The 17,058-nt window shown below is 34.2% G+C and carries 17 protein-coding genes and 1 pseudogene; 1 reads left to right on the top strand and 17 read right to left on the bottom strand.

What is annotated here, in order from left to right; translation table 11 throughout:
* Positions 1-47: 47 nt before the first annotated feature.
* From rnc to NGI30_RS06380, 11 genes and pseudogenes are all read right to left on the bottom strand, one after another.
* Positions 48-758: a ribonuclease III gene (gene rnc, locus NGI30_RS06330; RefSeq protein WP_418129362.1), complete on the bottom strand. Its 711-nt coding sequence runs from the start codon at positions 756-758 to the stop codon at positions 48-50.
* Positions 759-985: 227 nt separating this feature from the next.
* A complete protein-coding gene (locus tag NGI30_RS06335) occupies positions 986-1,219 on the bottom strand; it encodes an acyl carrier protein (RefSeq protein WP_251516455.1) in 234 nt (77 codons plus the stop codon).
* 160 nt (positions 1,220-1,379) lie between these two features.
* Positions 1,380-2,114 carry a 3-oxoacyl-[acyl-carrier-protein] reductase gene (gene fabG, locus NGI30_RS06340; protein ID WP_251516453.1) on the bottom strand — a complete coding sequence of 245 codons (735 nt, stop codon included), beginning with the start codon at positions 2,112-2,114 and terminating at the stop codon, positions 1,380-1,382.
* Positions 2,107-3,033 carry an ACP S-malonyltransferase gene (gene fabD / locus NGI30_RS06345; protein ID WP_251943937.1) on the bottom strand — a complete coding sequence of 309 codons (927 nt, stop codon included), beginning with the start codon at positions 3,031-3,033 and terminating at the stop codon, positions 2,107-2,109. The genes fabG and fabD overlap by 8 nt, the downstream gene beginning before the upstream one ends.
* A gap of 3 nt (positions 3,034-3,036) precedes the next feature.
* Positions 3,037-4,011, bottom strand: a pseudogene (gene plsX / locus NGI30_RS06350) (phosphate acyltransferase PlsX); the annotation flags it as partial.
* Positions 4,004-4,573: a transcription factor FapR gene (gene fapR, locus NGI30_RS06355; protein WP_251516446.1), complete on the bottom strand. Its 570-nt coding sequence runs from the start codon at positions 4,571-4,573 to the stop codon at positions 4,004-4,006. The pseudogene plsX and the gene fapR, both read right to left, overlap by 8 nt.
* Positions 4,574-4,739: 166 nt before the next feature.
* Positions 4,740-6,785, bottom strand: a complete 2,046-nt coding sequence (gene recG, locus NGI30_RS06360; RefSeq protein ID WP_251943078.1) for an ATP-dependent DNA helicase RecG — start codon at positions 6,783-6,785, stop codon at positions 4,740-4,742.
* Between the two features lies 1 nt (position 6,786).
* Entirely contained in the window at positions 6,787-7,656 is an 870-nt protein-coding gene (gene sdaAA, locus NGI30_RS06365) for an L-serine ammonia-lyase, iron-sulfur-dependent, subunit alpha (RefSeq protein WP_251516401.1), read from the bottom strand.
* Between the two features lie 13 nt (positions 7,657-7,669).
* Complete coding sequence (gene sdaAB / locus NGI30_RS06370; protein WP_251516398.1) at positions 7,670-8,335, bottom strand: L-serine ammonia-lyase, iron-sulfur-dependent subunit beta; 666 nt, start codon at positions 8,333-8,335, stop codon at positions 7,670-7,672.
* 311 nt (positions 8,336-8,646) lie between these two features.
* On the bottom strand, positions 8,647-10,308 hold the full coding sequence (fakA, locus tag NGI30_RS06375; protein ID WP_251943080.1) for a fatty acid kinase catalytic subunit FakA: 1,662 nt from the start codon (positions 10,306-10,308) through the stop codon (positions 8,647-8,649).
* A gap of 14 nt (positions 10,309-10,322) precedes the next feature.
* Positions 10,323-10,694, bottom strand: coding sequence for an Asp23/Gls24 family envelope stress response protein (locus tag NGI30_RS06380; RefSeq protein ID WP_251516392.1), 372 nt, complete (start codon positions 10,692-10,694; stop codon positions 10,323-10,325).
* 241 nt (positions 10,695-10,935) lie between these two features.
* On the opposite strand from NGI30_RS06380, the gene rpmB reads away from it, so the two are divergent.
* Positions 10,936-11,124 carry a 50S ribosomal protein L28 gene (gene rpmB, locus NGI30_RS06385; protein ID WP_002483503.1) on the top strand — a complete coding sequence of 63 codons (189 nt, stop codon included), beginning with the start codon at positions 10,936-10,938 and terminating at the stop codon, positions 11,122-11,124.
* A gap of 77 nt (positions 11,125-11,201) precedes the next feature.
* Here rpmB and NGI30_RS06390 read toward each other — a convergent pair whose 3' ends face one another.
* The 6 genes from NGI30_RS06390 to NGI30_RS06415 form a co-directional block, all read right to left on the bottom strand.
* Positions 11,202-11,837 (bottom strand): thiamine diphosphokinase, encoded by a 636-nt coding sequence (locus NGI30_RS06390; RefSeq protein ID WP_251516389.1) that lies wholly within the window; start codon positions 11,835-11,837, stop codon positions 11,202-11,204.
* 5 nt (positions 11,838-11,842) lie between these two features.
* On the bottom strand, positions 11,843-12,487 hold the full coding sequence (gene rpe / locus NGI30_RS06395; RefSeq protein WP_251943082.1) for a ribulose-phosphate 3-epimerase: 645 nt from the start codon (positions 12,485-12,487) through the stop codon (positions 11,843-11,845).
* 1 nt (position 12,488) lies between these two features.
* A complete protein-coding gene (gene rsgA, locus NGI30_RS06400) occupies positions 12,489-13,364 on the bottom strand; it encodes a ribosome small subunit-dependent GTPase A (protein ID WP_251943084.1) in 876 nt (291 codons plus the stop codon).
* Positions 13,365-13,599: 235 nt separating this feature from the next.
* Complete coding sequence (locus tag NGI30_RS06405; protein ID WP_251516381.1) at positions 13,600-14,004, bottom strand: SRPBCC domain-containing protein; 405 nt, start codon at positions 14,002-14,004, stop codon at positions 13,600-13,602.
* Between the two features lie 286 nt (positions 14,005-14,290).
* Positions 14,291-16,318 (bottom strand): Stk1 family PASTA domain-containing Ser/Thr kinase, encoded by a 2,028-nt coding sequence (gene pknB / locus NGI30_RS06410; protein ID WP_251943086.1) that lies wholly within the window; start codon positions 16,316-16,318, stop codon positions 14,291-14,293.
* Positions 16,315-17,058 (bottom strand): Stp1/IreP family PP2C-type Ser/Thr phosphatase, encoded by a 744-nt coding sequence (locus tag NGI30_RS06415; protein ID WP_251943088.1) that lies wholly within the window; start codon positions 17,056-17,058, stop codon positions 16,315-16,317. Before NGI30_RS06415 ends, pknB begins: the two co-directional genes overlap by 4 nt.

Below are 17,058 nucleotides of genomic sequence, written 5' to 3' on the forward strand. Positions count from 1 at the left end.
ATCAGAGATTGTGACAAGATCATTTAATATAATACGTTAAAATAAATCTAATTTTCTTCTTTTTTCATTTCTTTATATGCACTTTCTGCTGCTTTTTGTTCCGATTCTTTTTTGGTTTTGCCTTGTCCTTTTGCTACCGCAATTCCTTCTAACAAGACTTCTGAAGTAAACAATCGATGATGTGCAGGGCCTTCCTCATTAATTAAGCGATAGGTTACTTCACCTTTATTTCTTTGATGCATATATTCTTGGAATTGAGTCTTAAAATCTACGACCCCTTCTAATTCATTTTCTTCTACGTAAGGGAAGATAATTTTTTTAGCGAATGACCATACTGAATCTAAACCTTGATCTAAATATAATGCGCCAATAAATGCTTCAAACGCATCTGAAACTAGGGATGGTCTCGTACGTCCACCTGTTTTTTCTTCACCTTTACCTAGTAAAATAAGTTCATTAAGTTGAATTTTATTTGCAAATATTACAAGTGAGGGCTCACAAACAATTGTTGCACGCATCTTCGTCAAGTTGCCTTCTGGTAACTCTGGATACTTATCAAACAAATAACGTGAAACCGTCAATTCTAATACCGCATCTCCTAAAAATTCTAAACGTTCATTGTGATCTAACCGATTCATATTGAAATCATTGATAAAGCTAGAATGTGAAAAAGCTTGTTGATATAATTCAATATTATCGTGATTTAATTCCAAGGCTTTCATCTTTTGTTTAAAATGCTTTTGGAATTGTTGTATCATCTCTTCTTTTTTTAAATTGGTCAATCTATGTCCTCCTAAATAATTCTGAAAATGTACGAATACTATTATATTTTACGTGATTTTACTACAAAACTAAAGAGAAAACCTACCATTTTACACCTACGAAATGAGTTATATTTTGGACAGGCGTGTAGTTCAGTTTTCTCACGTTTAACATTAAATTAAAAAAACTGAGCCGTTGTAAAAACGACTCAGATATGAATTTATTATTTTTCTAAGTTATTGATAAATTGAACTGCGTCACCAACAGTGTTGATTTTTTCAGCTTCTTCATCAGGAATTTCAGTGTCAAATTCATCTTCTAATTCCATAACTAATTCAGCTATATCAAGTGAGTCAGCGCCTAAGTCATCTTTGAAAGATGCATCTTCAGTTACTTTGTCAGCGTCAACACCTAAACGGTCAACGATGATATCTTTTACTTTGTCGAAGTTTTCCACGTCGATTCACCTCCTTTTAAAAGCAAGTTAAAGACTTTTACATTTTCCCATTTTCTGAAATGAAATACAAGTACTATTATTGATGATTATTATACATGACAAATAGTATTGGTTACAGGAATAATATTATGGGATAAAGTCTTCTCACTTGTTGAGAATATTACATGTACATACCACCATTTACATGAATTGTTTGGCCTGTGATATATTTTGCTTTATCTGACGCTAAAAATGCTACTGTATTTGCGATATCTGTATCTTCACCAAATTTAGCAAGTGGAATTTGCTCTAGCATTTGATCTTTAAGTTCGTCACTAAGTGCATCTGTCATATCTGACACGATGAAACCAGGAGCTACAGCATTCACGGTAATGCCACGAGAAGCTAATTCACGTGCAGATGATTTAGTTAAACCAATTACACCCGCTTTAGTTGCTACGTAGTTTGCTTGACCTGGATTTCCTACAGCACCAACGACACTAGATAGGTTGATGATTGATCCGCCTTTTTGTCTTAACATTTGTGGTGTTACCTTTTGAATACAATTGAATACACCTTTTAAGTTTGTATCGATCACGTCATCCCATTCATGTTCTTTCATACGCATCAATAAGTTGTCTCGAGTGATACCTGCATTGTTTACAAGCACATCTACAGAACCGAATTGGCCTACAACCTCTTTAATCATTGCTTTAACTTCATCGCCATTCGCAACATTTGCTTGAATTGCGAAACTGTCTACACCTTTTGCTTTGATTTCTTCAACTACGGCTTCCGCTTTTTCTTTATTTCCAGCGTAGTTAACTGCTACATTATAGCCTTCTTCAGCAAGTTGAATCGCAATACTACGTCCAATACCTCTTGAAGCACCTGTAACTAATGCACTTTTACTCATTTTCATTCCACCCTTTTACATCTTCTAATGTTTGAATTGAAGTTACTTTAACATCTCTGTTTATTTTCTTAATGAGTCCTGATAATACTTTGCCTGGTCCAATTTCTATGAAATGATCCACACCTTGTTCAATTAACCATTGTGCAGATTCAATAAATTGAACTGGAGAATATAATTGCTCTATCATATGTTGTTTAATTACTTTAGCGTCTGTTTCGCCTTTTGCATTAACATTTTGAATCACTGGAAATTGTGCATCTTGCCATTCAAATTGATCAATAAATTGTGAGAAATCTTCTTTAATAACTTCCATCATTGAAGAATGGAAAGGACCTGATACTGCAAGTGGTAATACACGTTTAGCACCAAGTGATTTTCCTTCTGCCACTAACTTATCGATTAGCGTTTTGTGACCTGACACAACAATCTGACCTGGAGAATTGATATTTGCAGGTTCAATAATTTCATCTTCTGTAGATAGCTTTTTACAAATATCTTGAACATCTTCTAAATCCAGACCTAATATTGCTGCCATACTGCCTACACCATCTGGGAAGGCTTCAGCCATCAATTGGCCACGTTTACGTACAATTTTCACAGCGTCTTCAAACTTTAACACGCCACTCGCAACGAGACTGGCATATTCTCCTAAGCTATGTCCCATTGTATAATCTGACTTTATGTCATTCAAACTATTTAGTAATGCAATACTATGAGTAAGTAATGCAGGTTGTGTATTCTCAGTCTGACCTAGTTTACCTTCTTCATCTGTAAACATTGTTTCTAATAAATCAAAATCCATTTGTCCTTGCGCTTGGTTTAGTATGGCTGTCGCGCTTTCTGATTCGTTGTATAAATCTTGTGCCATTCCTACTTTTTGTGAGCCTTGTCCTGGGAAAATAATTGCTGTTTTACTCATTTTTTCACCTACCGTGTTTTTCATTATAGATACGATATTTTGCTCGCCAGCGATTTTTGCTTGTCTAATTGCTGAATAAAATGCTTTAGCACTTGAACTACCATGTGCTTTTACTACAATACCATTTAATCCTAATAAAACCGAGCCACCATATTCGGCATAATCTACTTTTGACGTTAACTCGTCTAAATCTTTTCTTAATATAAGCGCTGCAATTTTATTTTTAAAGTTACTTAATAAAGTAGATTTAAGCATTTTTCCGATTGATTTAGCGACACCTTCTAAGTTTTTAAGCACCATGTTACCAGTGAAACCATCCGTAACAATAACATCTGAAACATCGTCCATTAATCCTTTGGCTTCTACATTACCAGTAAACCGGAAACCATTTTGTTCATTCATAAGTTTGTAGGCTTTCTTAGTTAAAGCATTACCTTTAGCATTTTCAGTACCGATATTTAATAAACTTACAGATGGGTTATCTATCCCGCGTATTTTTTGAGCATAAATATTACCAAGTTGACCATATTGCAATAAATGCTCCGCTTTTGCGTCAGCATTAGCGCCTACATCCATAAAGACAAAGCCTTTACCTGAAATCGTAGGTAAAGTAACAACTAAGGCCGGGCGTTCAACGCCTTTAATTCTACCAACGATGAATAATCCAGCTGACATTAAAGCGCCTGTATTCCCTGCTGATACACAGCCATCTGCTTCACCTGATTTCACTGCCTCTGCTGCGCGAACCATTGAGCTATCTTTTTTACGTTTAATCGCTCGAACGGGTTCATCTTCCATTGAAATTGTTTCTGTGCAATGACGTACTTCAATACGTGAATGATTTAGTTGGCATTTATTTTTATCTCCAAATAAAATCACTTCTAAATCTTCAAAATCTTTCACCGCTTTTTCAACTGCTTCTAAAACGATGTCAGGTGCGTTATCTCCGCCCATCATATCAATTGCAATTTTAACCATTCTCTTCATCCTCACTTGTATAATACATTTTGAATGTACCTCTAAAAACTAACGCATTTTTTACATACGATTCCACTTTGATCGTAAAGTATTTGTTTGTTATATCAAGCGTTTGTGCTTCAGCTCTAACTGTATCATTTAGTTTTACAGGTTGTAAAAATTCCACCTTACTATCTCTCGTTAAAACGATTGGTCTATGTATAAGTGCAACGCATAATGAGTTCGCTTGGGCAAATAAAACGTGTCCTCTGGCAATTTTATTTCTCGTAAAGACAGAGTCTTCATCTACTTTGATAATAGACGTTGCATGCTTATCAGGACTAACGTTAATAACATCCCCAATTATCTCACTACCATCTATTGAGCGAATGCGTTCGTGATTTTTTCTAGCTACTGTTTTAATGCGTTTTCTTAATTCAGGAATATTTAAGTGTGTGCGGTCCAGTCTAATTGTTTGAATGCTTACAGAAAATAGCATACTTAAATCTTGATCAGTAATAAAAGGGTTTTTTTCAATTTCTTTTTTAATTGCATTTCTACGTTCTATTTTACGTAATTTCATTTTATAACTCCCTTTTTTAGTACCAAGTCTTAAACATTCCTCAAATATAATAACACTTTCTATTAAATATGCTCAACAAATAACATTGATTTACGGTATATTAATTTAAATTCAATCTTAGGAACGTGAATATCATGTGTCATTTAATTAAGAATTTCACAAATCTTTAATCAAAATTCATGTGTAATAAATGTGTTTCTATAAATGTTCTTAACCGATTGTATTGATCGTTAAAGAATTCACCTGATTGTATGAGCTCAGCAGCTTCATCACGTGCCACTTCGAGCATTTTATAATCTTCGACGATATTTGCAACAAGAAAATCAGGTAACCCACTTTGTTTTACACCGAAGAAATCTCCTGGACCTCGCATCTCTAAATCTCTTTCACTTAACTCGAATCCATCAGTGGTTTGTGTCATTATATTCATGCGTTCTATACCCGTTTCTGTCTTTGGGGAAGCAAGTAATACACAATAACTTTGATGTTCACTACGACCAACGCGCCCTCTTAACTGGTGTAACGTAGATAAACCAAAGCGATCTGCATCATAAATCATCATAAATGTTGCATTAGGAACATTGACTCCAACTTCAACCACTGTCGTAGAAACAAGAATATCAATGTCATGGTTACTAAATCGATGCATGACATCATCCTTTTCTTCAGAACTCATCTTTCCATGTAACAATCCGACACGATCAGGTTCATAATATGCTTGCAACGATTCATAAAGCGCAACTACGTTTTGAACTTCTTCTAAATGTTCAGAGCTTTCAATGAGTGGACAAATAACATATGCTTGTCTTCCTTTTTTCAGTTCTGTGGTCATTTGATTGAGGACTTGTTCATAGGCTTCATGCTTAGACCAAGTCGTAATGATCTGTTTACGGCCTTTTGGTAATTGTTTGATGGAAGAAACATCCATTTCACCAAATACTGAAATAGCTAACGTTCGTGGAATAGGCGTTGCTGTCATAAATAACACATTGGTCATTGCACCTTTTTCTCTCAGTAATTGACGTTGATTCACACCAAATCGATGTTGTTCATCAGTAATCACTAAACCGACATTATCAAATTGAACATCATCTTGATTAAGTGCGTGTGTCCCAACCACACAATCGATTTCATTTTTATGTAATTGTTCTAGCAGTAATTTTCGACGTTTCCCTTTCACCGAACCTGTCAGTAAGGCAATATTCATACGATCACCAAATAGTTCTGATAAACTTTCTGCATGTTGTTCGGCTAATATTTCAGTAGGTACCATTAATGCCGATTGATAGCCAGCAGTTTTTAATGCATACATACAAATCGCCGCTACAATTGTTTTACCTGAACCAACATCACCTTGTAGTAAACGATGCATACGTATTGGTGCCTTTAAATCTCTAAAAATTTCATTAACACTTTGCTTTTGAGCATCAGTCAACTCAAACGGTAATTCACTAATAAATTGTTTCACTAGTGGCAAATCATAAGCTACTTCAATTGCTTCGTCAGAAGTCTTCTCTAAACGATTGAGCCATTGCATACGCAATTCAAACATAAACAATTCAGTAAATGCGTAAGTACGACGTGCATGTAACAAAGATGTCTTATCAGGGGCAAAATGTAAGGCGTTAATTGTGTTAGAGAGTGATTCTAACTTATATTTATTACGTAACTCATCTGATAACCATTCGTGTATCGTAACATGGTTCAAAGTACTTCTAATCATATCTCTAAGCGGCTTTTGTTTAATGCCTTCTTTAATTCGATAGACAGGCTCATACTGTTCCTCTTCAGATGATTGTTTGTTAAAGAACATACGATTACCATTTATTTCTTGTTTACTCCGATTCCATTTACCTTTTATAGTCACCGTGTCATGTAATGTTATTTTCTTTTTCAAATAAGGTTGATTGAAAAATATACATTTTACAGCGATTTGATTGACCATTAAATGCACCGTTAATTTAGATTTATTTCTACCAAAAAAAGCGACAGTTGGAGTTGAGTAGACCTCGCCTTCAACTGTCACTGTCGCTTGATCTTCAGCCTCATTTAAATTGACAATCGTATTATCTTCATAACGAATTGGAAAATATAAAATTAAATCTTCAACGGTGTGTATATTTAATTCATTCAATACAGATAATCTCTTGGGCCCTAAACCTTTTATTTGAGATAAAGGGAATGGATTATCAATCAAATTGACTTTAGACATGTTAATCACCAAATATTTCTTGTTTTAGTTTCTGTCCTGTAGGTGTACCTGCAAGTCCACCACGTCCAGTTTCACGTAGTGCAGATGGCATTGTTTGACCAATCTTATACATTGCTTCGATAACTTCATCAGTTGGAATTCTTGAAGTTACACCAGCTAATGCCATATCAGCAGATACGATTGCATTTGATGCACCTGCTGCATTTCTTTTTACACATGGAACTTCTACTAAGCCTGCAACTGGGTCACATACTAACCCGAGCATATTTTTTAGGCAAATCGCAAAGGCTTCAGATGATTGTCTAGGTGTTCCACCTGCAAGTTCCACTGTCGCTGCTGCTGCCATTGCTGCCGCGGAACCAACTTCGGCTTGACAACCACCGGCTGCACCTGAAATTGAAGAATTGTTAGCCACTACATATCCGAATGCACCAGATGTTAATAAGAAGTTTAACATATCTTTACGTGATGGTTCTAAACGTGGTTTAAGTCCAAATAACACGCCTGGTACAACACCTGCTGAACCTGCTGTTGGTGTAGCACAAATTTGTCCCATCGCTGCATTCACTTCATTTGTAGCAACGGCTTTACTTACAGCATCTAACAACGTTGCCCCAGCTAATGATTTGCCTGTTTCTAAATATTTCTTAATTAATACTGCATCTCCACCAGTCATACCAGTCTTAGAAGTTACACCATTTAATCCATCTTCTAAAGCTTTTTCCATAGTTTGTAAATTATGATCCATATGGTCATAGATTTCTTCTTCTGATTGACCTGTAACTTCTTTTTCTTGTTCCATCATTACTTCATGAATACTCATATCTTTTTCTTCACATAAAGTAATTAACTCTTCAACACTTTTAAACATTAGTAAACCTCCATTAGGCGTTATCCATAAGTGAAACAGTCTGTACGCCTTTTACGTTTTTTATTTTATCGATAATTTCATCGTTAACATTTTCATCTAATTCGCAAGTCATTAGTGCTTCATCGCCTTTTTCTTTTCTTGAAACTTGCATACTCCCAACGTTTATATTTGCATCTCCAATAATGTTTGCAACTTTACCTATTGTGCCAAACGTATCTTCATGGAAGACGAGTAATGCTGGGTAATTTCCACTAATCGCAATATCAAATCCATCAATCGCTGAAATTTCGATTTTCCCGCCACCGATTGATACACCTTCTACTGATATTTCTTTATCATCATCTTTCATATTAATCGTAGCTGTATTTGGATGAGATTTTTCTTCTGACATCTCTATGAAATTGACTTTCATTCCTTCTTTTTCAGCCGTTTCTAGACTATTTCGTAAACGGTCATCATCAGTGTCGTACCCCAATAAACCACCGACTAAAGCTACATCTGTACCATGTCCTTTGTATGTGTCTTTAAAAGAACCATATAAATATATATCTGCCTGTTTTGGTAATGTGTTAAATAAATTTCTTGCCACAAGTCCAATTCTAACTGCACCTGCTGTATGTGAAGATGACGGACCTACCATTGTCGGTCCAATAATGTCAAATACTGATTTAAATTTCATAATTTTACCCCACTCTTATTTATAGTGTTTCTAATGTGTTGCGCTTACATTACAACATTTTATATAGTATAACAACTACACAGATGTTTATAAACCATTATAACTGTTTTAAAAGATTTCATAATTTTGTAAAATTAAGTTAATTATTAATTCTAAGTTGTTATATCACTGTTATTAAATCTAACTTTAAAAAATACCATTTAGAAAAAAGATAAAAAATTGATGGAAGTTATCATTTCCGTAAAAAACCTATCAGTTACCTTTCGATAACTGATAGGTTAAATGTAATCATATACTCAAATAACTACAATTTATTCAACAGAAAATAAATATTGATATACTGGTTGGTTACCCTCGTGTTGTTCCACTTCAATATCTGGATAATTGGAATTCATCCATTCTTCTATATGGGAAGTGACAGAAGCTTCTGCATCTTCACCCACAATCATTGTCATGATTTCACTTTCATCTTCAACCATGTTCTCTAATAATGATTTCACTGTTTCAAATAAATCTTGCTCACTAGTGACTATTTTTTCATTTTTCAAACCAAGGTATGAATCTTTTTTAATATCAACGCCATCAATCGTCGTATCACGCACTGCATGTGTCACTGCACCAGAAGTCACCAACTCGATTGAATCCAACATGCGCTGTTTATTGTTTTCAAGAGAATCGCTTTCATCATAATTAAATAATGCAGCAATACCTTGAGGGATTGATTTTGTCGGAATCACAATGGTTTCACATTTAACGATTTTCGCTGCTTGTTCACTTGCCAGTATAATATTTTTATTATTTGGTAAAATAATCGCACGTTTACATTGTGATTTTTCAATGACTTTAACGATATCTTCAGTAGAAGGGTTCATCGTTTGGCCACCACTAATGATGTGTGTGCCGCCCATTGATTTGAATAAATCTGATATGCCTTCACCCATTGAAATTGTAATAACTGCAGTTTCTACCGTTTGAGGTTGTTCTTCTGCTTTGTTTTGATCTTTTGATTGCTCGCTTTTTTTAACGACTTCACGGTGCTGTTCACGCATATTTTCTGCTTTCACTTTAATAAGTTCACCATATTGTTGGCCATAGTTAAATACATTACCTGGCGTTTCAGTATGAACGTGTACCTTTACAATTTCATCATCATTTATCACTAACAATGAATCACCGAACTCGCTCATATCTTTTCTAAATGTTTCTTCGTCAAATTGGCGTTTGTTTTTACCAAAGCGCACCATCATCTCTGTACAATAACCGTAAACGATATCTTCGGTGTTAATTACACCATGAAAATCATGCTCGTCATTAACGAATGATTCAGTATCTATTTTTTGTACTTTAGTTTCTACTTTTTCACCTTTAAGTGCTTTAAGGAAACCTTCGTATACTACGACTAATCCTTTACCACCACTATCGACAACACCAACTTCCTTTAATACTGGTAAAAGATTCGGTGTGTTTTCTAGTGAATCTTCTGCAGCTTTTAGCGTTGCTTCCATGAGTTCAATGCAGTTGTCTGTTGATTTTGCTGTTTCAACAGCAGCTTTGGCCGCATCTCTAGCTACAGTTAAAATTGTTCCTTCTACGGGTTTCATAATTGCTTTATATGCAGTTTCAACGCCAGCGTCAAAACTTTCTGCTAATTGTTGGGTATTAATTTCATCATATGTTTTTAAATTTTTGCTGAATCCTCTAAACAATTGAGAAAGAATGACACCTGAGTTACCTCTTGCCCCCATAAGTAACCCTTTAGAAAATGTCTTTCCTAATTCACCTATGTGTTGAGATAAATTACTTTCCACCGCTTCTTTTCCTGAAGTCATTGTTAAATTCATATTCGTTCCAGTATCGCCATCTGGCACTGGATACACATTTAATGAATCCACCAATTCTGCATGATTTGATAAATTTTGCGCCCCTTGAATAATCATATCCGCAAATAATTTACCATTTATATTCCTAACCATTTCACAATGTCCTCCTAGTGTTTCGTACCATTATTAACACGTACGCCTTGTACAAATATATTTATTGAATTCACTTTAACCTTTAATGTTTTCTCTAATGTATATTTCACTGTTGATTGTAAATTACTTGCTACTTCAGATATTTTTGTACCATAACTTACTATGATATACATATCAACATTGATAACGCCGTTATTATCTTTTACTATTATCCCTTTTGAATAGTTTTCCTGCCCTAAAATTTCAGCAATTCCATCTTTTACTTGTTGTTTAGAAGCCATACCTACAATTCCATAACATTCTACTGCTTTGCTACCTACTACAGATGCAATCACTTCATTTGAAATGTCAATACTGCCGTAATCATTCGTAATTTCTAATGTCATTTTATTAGGGCCTCCTAATTAATGGTTGTTCCACAATTTTCTATTAATATTTATTCTTTAAGTAAAATACACTATTTATTCGGATTTTACAATTATATCACATATTAATTTTAACAAAAGTTCTAGCAATGTAAACTAAGAATGTATTTTCATGTTGAAATCTTTCCCTAAATGTGGTACATTATTCAAGTATGTAGTAGATACGTGTATTTATATTTATTAAATTAAAGGAGGTACTTTCATGGGCAAACAATGTTTCGTAACAGGTCGTAAAGCCTCAACAGGAAACAATCGTTCACACGCTTTAAACTCTTCTAAAAGAAGATGGAATGCTAACCTTCAAAAAGTTAGAATTCTTGTAGACGGTAAACCTAAAAAAGTTTGGGTTTCTGCACGTGCTTTAAAATCTGGTAAAGTTACTAGAGTTTAATAAATATAATGCACGCATAAAAGACCAGTCCTTATGTGGAGGACTGGTCTTTTTAATTTATTATAATTTTAAATTGATTAATCCTTACTGCGTATCATCAACACACTACCTTCGATGATTTCGACAATACCTTCTTTCTCGTTCAATTCATTGGATATTGTTAATGTCGAGCCTTGATGTAATGTTTCTTGTTCCAAATTATATTTGAAGTTTGATAAGCTAATCGTCGTTTTATCATGTACTGGTATAAACGAAATATAGTGATAAATATTAGAATAAGCGACTTGATTTATAGTGTCAGTTAAATATTGTATTTCATTTTTATCATCAATTAATTTAATCACGACATTCATTTCTTGATATTGTGGTTTTTCTAATATTTGTACAGCACCTAAAAAATGATCTAAACGACCACCCGTTGCGCCATACACATCAATTTCTTTATAACCACTTTCAACTGCTTGTTCTATACCTAAAGCTAAATCAGTATCGTTTTTTTCTGGATTTAAAGGGTTTAATTTTAACTGATTTGACAATTTACGTTGTTCTTCCTCATCTATAGAATCAAAATCCCCTACAGCAAAAAGTTGGTGTATGTCATGGTTATATAAAATAAGCGCCCCTCGATCAATACCTATCCACGATTCAGACTGTTTTTCTTCCAAAATATTATCCGGTAGGTTACGGTTTCCACATAGTAAATTTACTTTCATCAGTTTCAACCTTTCAGTGTTTGTGTAGCTACATTAAAGTCATCATGATTAAAATAATATGAGCCTGCTACTGCCATTGTCGCCCCTGCTTCAACGACTGAGTGTATCGTTTGATCATTAATACCACCATCTACTTCTATATCGAATTCTAAATTTGATTCAGCTTTGATATGTGATAAGTGTGATACTTTTTCAAGACAATTATCGATAAATGTTTGACCACCAAACCCTGGATTCACTGTCATCACTAACACATAATCTACCATTTTCAATACGGGTAAAATTGAACTTACAGGTGTACCAGGATTTATAACAACTCCAGCTTTTACATTTTCAGCTTTGATTCGTTCTATTAAGCGATGGATATGAGGTGTTGCTTCAACGTGTACAGAAATCATATCTGCACCATGGTCGGCAAACATTTTAACGTAATCTTCTGGCTTTTCAATCATTAAGTGTACGTCTATCGGCAAAGAGGTCGCCTTACGAACCACATCTAGAATAGGGATGCCTATTGAAATATTCGGTACAAATTGTCCGTCCATAACGTCAAAATGCACACCATCTACCCTTGCATTTTCTAAGTTTACCAATGTTTGTTGTAGGTTTAAAAAATCTGCTGATAATAAAGATGGATATAATTTGACCATTTTAATATCGTTCCTTTCTCTCTGCTATTTCATTGTAAAGTTGCAAGTAATGGTCATAGCGAAAATCAGCTATATTTCCGTTTTCTAATTCAGTTTTTACGTTACAATGAGGTTCTTTCACGTGATTGCAATTTCGGAATTTACAATAATCACCATATTCGTTTATCTCCATAAAGTAATTTTTTACTTCATCCTTTTGAATATGATTAAAATCTAACGAACTAAACCCAGGTGTATCCGCAATATAACCATTTGCACGGGGATACAACTCGACATGTCTAGTCGTATGCCTACCACGATTTAATGATTGTGAAATATCTTGGGTTTCGATGTGTAAATCTGGGAATAATTGGTTAAGCAATGTAGATTTACCTACGCCCGACTGCCCACTTAAAACGGCTAAACCTTCTCCCCACTGATTACATATCAATTCAATGTCATCATTCATACTTACAAATTGCGTTTGGTAACCCATAGATTGATATACATCTAAAATTTGTTCGATTTGTTGAATTTTTTCATCTGATGCTAAATCTTTTTTGGTTACCAGGATTCTAGGGCGTAAATGATAGGAATGAGCAATAACTAAGTATCTGTCTAATAATTGCGTTGAAAATTCTGGTTCAACTGCACTCATAACAATAATCAAATGATCAATATTACTAACGGGAGGTCGTTTTAATGCATTTGTCCTTTCGTGTACATGATGTATATAACCTTCTGTAATATTTTCTACTTCGAAATCAACAACATCTCCCACTAAAGGAGAAAATTTCTTTTTACGAAATAACCCTCTAGGTTTCGTATCAAATAATTCTCCATCTACTTCCACTTGATATACTCCGCTGATTAATTTTATGATACGTCCTGTTTTCACTGAAACACCTCTTTTCGTTGTTGCATATATTTTCTTGTTTAAAATAAAAGACTTAAAACTATTTTATATTAAAAAATCAACTTCGTCAGTTACTATAGCTTAAAATTAAAAACGATTACATATGTAAAAGCTGAGACAAAACAACTTCATTTAATTAGTGTTTACATCTATATTAAATGAAACCTACAAGTCTTGTCTCAACTTTAGTATTATTAATTAAAATTATATAGGGCGTTTATCGTAAAGCTGCACGAATTTTATTACCAAATTCAACATAACTCTTAAGACAACTTAACATATAAACCCAACCTTCTTTTTGTCCTAAAATGAAATCCACATTATTATCATCTAAACCTTTTTCAGTTGCAGTCACAAGTGTTTGTCCTGATTCCTCTTCAAATGAAATAACAATTGTGCGCCCGTCCCATTTAAATTCTATCAATTCATTTGGAACCACTTTTGTAATATCTAAATTAATTACTGCATCATACTCTTTATATTCAACAGTCACTGTTTTACCTGTTTCCCATCTTTCAGAACTAGATGAAAACCAAAATCCACCTATTTGTTCCGGATCAACAATCGCTTCAAAAACCTTACTTGCATCTGATTCAACAACCATTTTTGTATCTATTTGCACTAACCAACACTCCTTTGTCTTTTGCTTTTAATTATAGTAGCCACAGTTAAGATTTCAAAACGTTTAAATCATCTGACACCTTCAAACAAAAAATGGGAGTGGGACAAAACTCAATCTTTCTAATAAAGATTTCGTAGTCCTGCCCCTGCAAGAATGGCTAGGTTTGGTAAAGGTTAATATAAGTGCATTTACAATTCGGTCATCTACTGTCTAATTAACAAAGAAGCTGAGACAACTATTTTTGTCCCAGCCTCTCCTAGTTTTATTTTATGATAAAATTCATCTTTTATTCATACGGAATGTCTTTATCGGCAACAATATCTCCGTCTACACGTACGGTATAACCAGCAGTTTTACCTTTCTCAATCGTCATCGGAATCTTAATCGTTTTATCCTTTTTAATTTTGAAAGTTTCAGCCGCAGAAGTACCATCATTATCTTTGTCTCGAATATAAACTTTTACTTCTTGACTATCATCGTCTTCTCCTGTATACGGCACATCTACAGATTCGGTATATTTTTTCGTGTCCGTATCGTCTGATGATTTTTCTTTCTCTTCATCAGCACTCGCTTTACTATCAGCTTTGTCTGGCGATCCTGTCGACACAGTCAATTTAACTGTAGAGCCTTCTTTCACCTCTTTATCTTTAGGTGTTTGGCTAATGACATTATTCTTTTTAATATCTTTATCCGCTTGTTCTTTATCAACAACTACATTTAAGCCTTTTTGTTCAAGTTCAGATTTAGCTTTATCCACTGGCTTATTGACATAGTCGTCTACATACACTTTTTTAATACCTAAAGATTCAGTTAAAGTAATATTACTATCATTAACTTTAACTCTTTTACCTGGATCAATATTTTGCTTTTCAATCAAGCCTTTATCTAAATTATGCGTCGTATAACTTTGTTCAAAATTGATATCATTTATACCTAGGTTTTTCAGTTTATTTATAGCTTCATCTTTCTTTATACCATAGAGGTTTGGCATATCGACCATTTTAGGGCCTTTAGATAGAACGATATCAACTTTACTACCTTCTTCTAGTCGTTCACCTTTTTTAGGGTTTGTTTTAATAATTTTATTTTCCGGATACTTGTCACTATATGCTCGTGACACATTACCTACTTTTAAATTATTTTTTTCTAAAATATGTTGACCTGTTTTTTCTGTTTTACCTACTATGTCAGGAGAAACCAAGAATTTGTGACCGAACATACCTATCGCTAAAAATGCGATGAGTGCTAGCAATAATAGTGTCACAATAGTAGTATAGAGAACTATTTTTCGTTTTGATTTTTTTTGTGGTTTTTTTGGACGTTGATGTGATTCATCTGATTGAAATTGTTGTTGATTTACAATAGGAATCTCCATCGTTTTTTTTATATTTTTGCCTTGTGTTTCTTTCTTTGTTTTTTCGTTAATTTCTGATTTATTAATCTTCACAGTTTCAGCACTGTCATCAGAAGAATTATAAACCTTTTCATTTTCACGTTGTGTTGACAATACAGTATCCAAATCACGTTGCATTTCTTCAACCGATTGATAACGATCTTCTTTATTTTTCTCAGTAGCCTTTAAAATGACATTACTTAAAGCTTGAGGTACAACATGTCGTTTCTCTGTAGCATTTGGCATTGGCGTTTGTAAATGTTTGATTGCTATACCGATAGCAGTTTCTCCAGTAAATGGCGGTTTACCAACTAACATTTCATACAACACAACACCAATTGAGTATATATCTATACCATTATCTGTTGTTTCACCACGTGCTTGTTCAGGAGAAAGGTATTGAACCGTTCCCAATACATGGTTCGTTTGTGTCATTGTGGTTTCACTTAACGCCTTAGCAATACCAAAATCTAATATCTTTAACGTCTGATGTTGATCAACGAGTATGTTTTGCGGTTTAATATCACGATGGACGATTTTAGTGGCGTGAGCATGTTTAATACCTTCTAATATTTGGTTAATAAAGTTCAGTACTAATTTTAAGTCTAAAGGTTTGTGTTTCTGAATATACTCAGACAATGTTAAACCTTGTATATATTCCATAACTAGAAAAAAGTTGTCATCGTTTTCCGTCACATCAAACACGTTTACAATGTTCGGATGTGAAAGTTGAGTTAGATTATGGACTTCACGCTCAAATCGCATGATTGTGTCATCTTTTTCATTTGCGGGTATATTGATGGCTTTCACAGCTACTTTACAATTTAAAATTGTGTCATTCGCAAGGTAGACTGTGCTCATGCCACCGCCACCAAGTTTATTTAATATTTCATATCGGTCATTAATCACTTTGCCTATCATACTTTATCACCTTCAATTTCTGCCAATATCAGGCTGACATTATCATTGGTGTCAGATGATTTAGCAAGTTCGATTAAATTTTGACCTTGTTGGGCTAATTCATTTGGTTGTTGCAATGCCTCTTGAATCGTTTGATCATGTACAAAATCTGTTAAACCATCTGTATTTAATAATATATAATCGTAAAAATTAATTCTTTTTACAAAAATATCTGGTGTTACTAATTTGTCTGTCCCCATCACTTTCGTAATGATATTACGTTGTGGGTGGTTAAATGCTTCTTCCGGTGTAATTTGTCCCATCATAACGAGATGATTTACAAATGAATGATCATTAGTTATTTGTTCTATTTCTCTGCTGTTAATAATATAAGCACGAGAATCACCGATATTAGCCACTACGGTAAATCGATCGTAGATTAAAGCACAGACACAAGTTGTCCCCATACCTCTGTATTCAGGGGTTTCTACTGATTTTTGATACAACTCTCGATTAATCGACTTTAAGGTTGCGCGCAACCAATTTTCAGCTTGATCTGGCTCTATAAGGTTTTCTGATTCAAAATATCTTTGCAATTGTTTCGTTACGAATTGACTCGCCACTTCTCCTGCGCGATGATCACCCATGCCATCACACAAGACGAGTAATTGTTGATCAGTTTGATTATAAAAAACGCCACCAGCATCCTCATTCTTTTCTCGAAATTGACCTGTATCAGTAAAAAATTGTGCTCTTAGCAT

Source organism: Staphylococcus sp. Marseille-Q5304, assembly GCF_943737015.1.
Taxonomy (GTDB): domain Bacteria; phylum Bacillota; class Bacilli; order Staphylococcales; family Staphylococcaceae; genus Staphylococcus; species Staphylococcus hsinchuensis.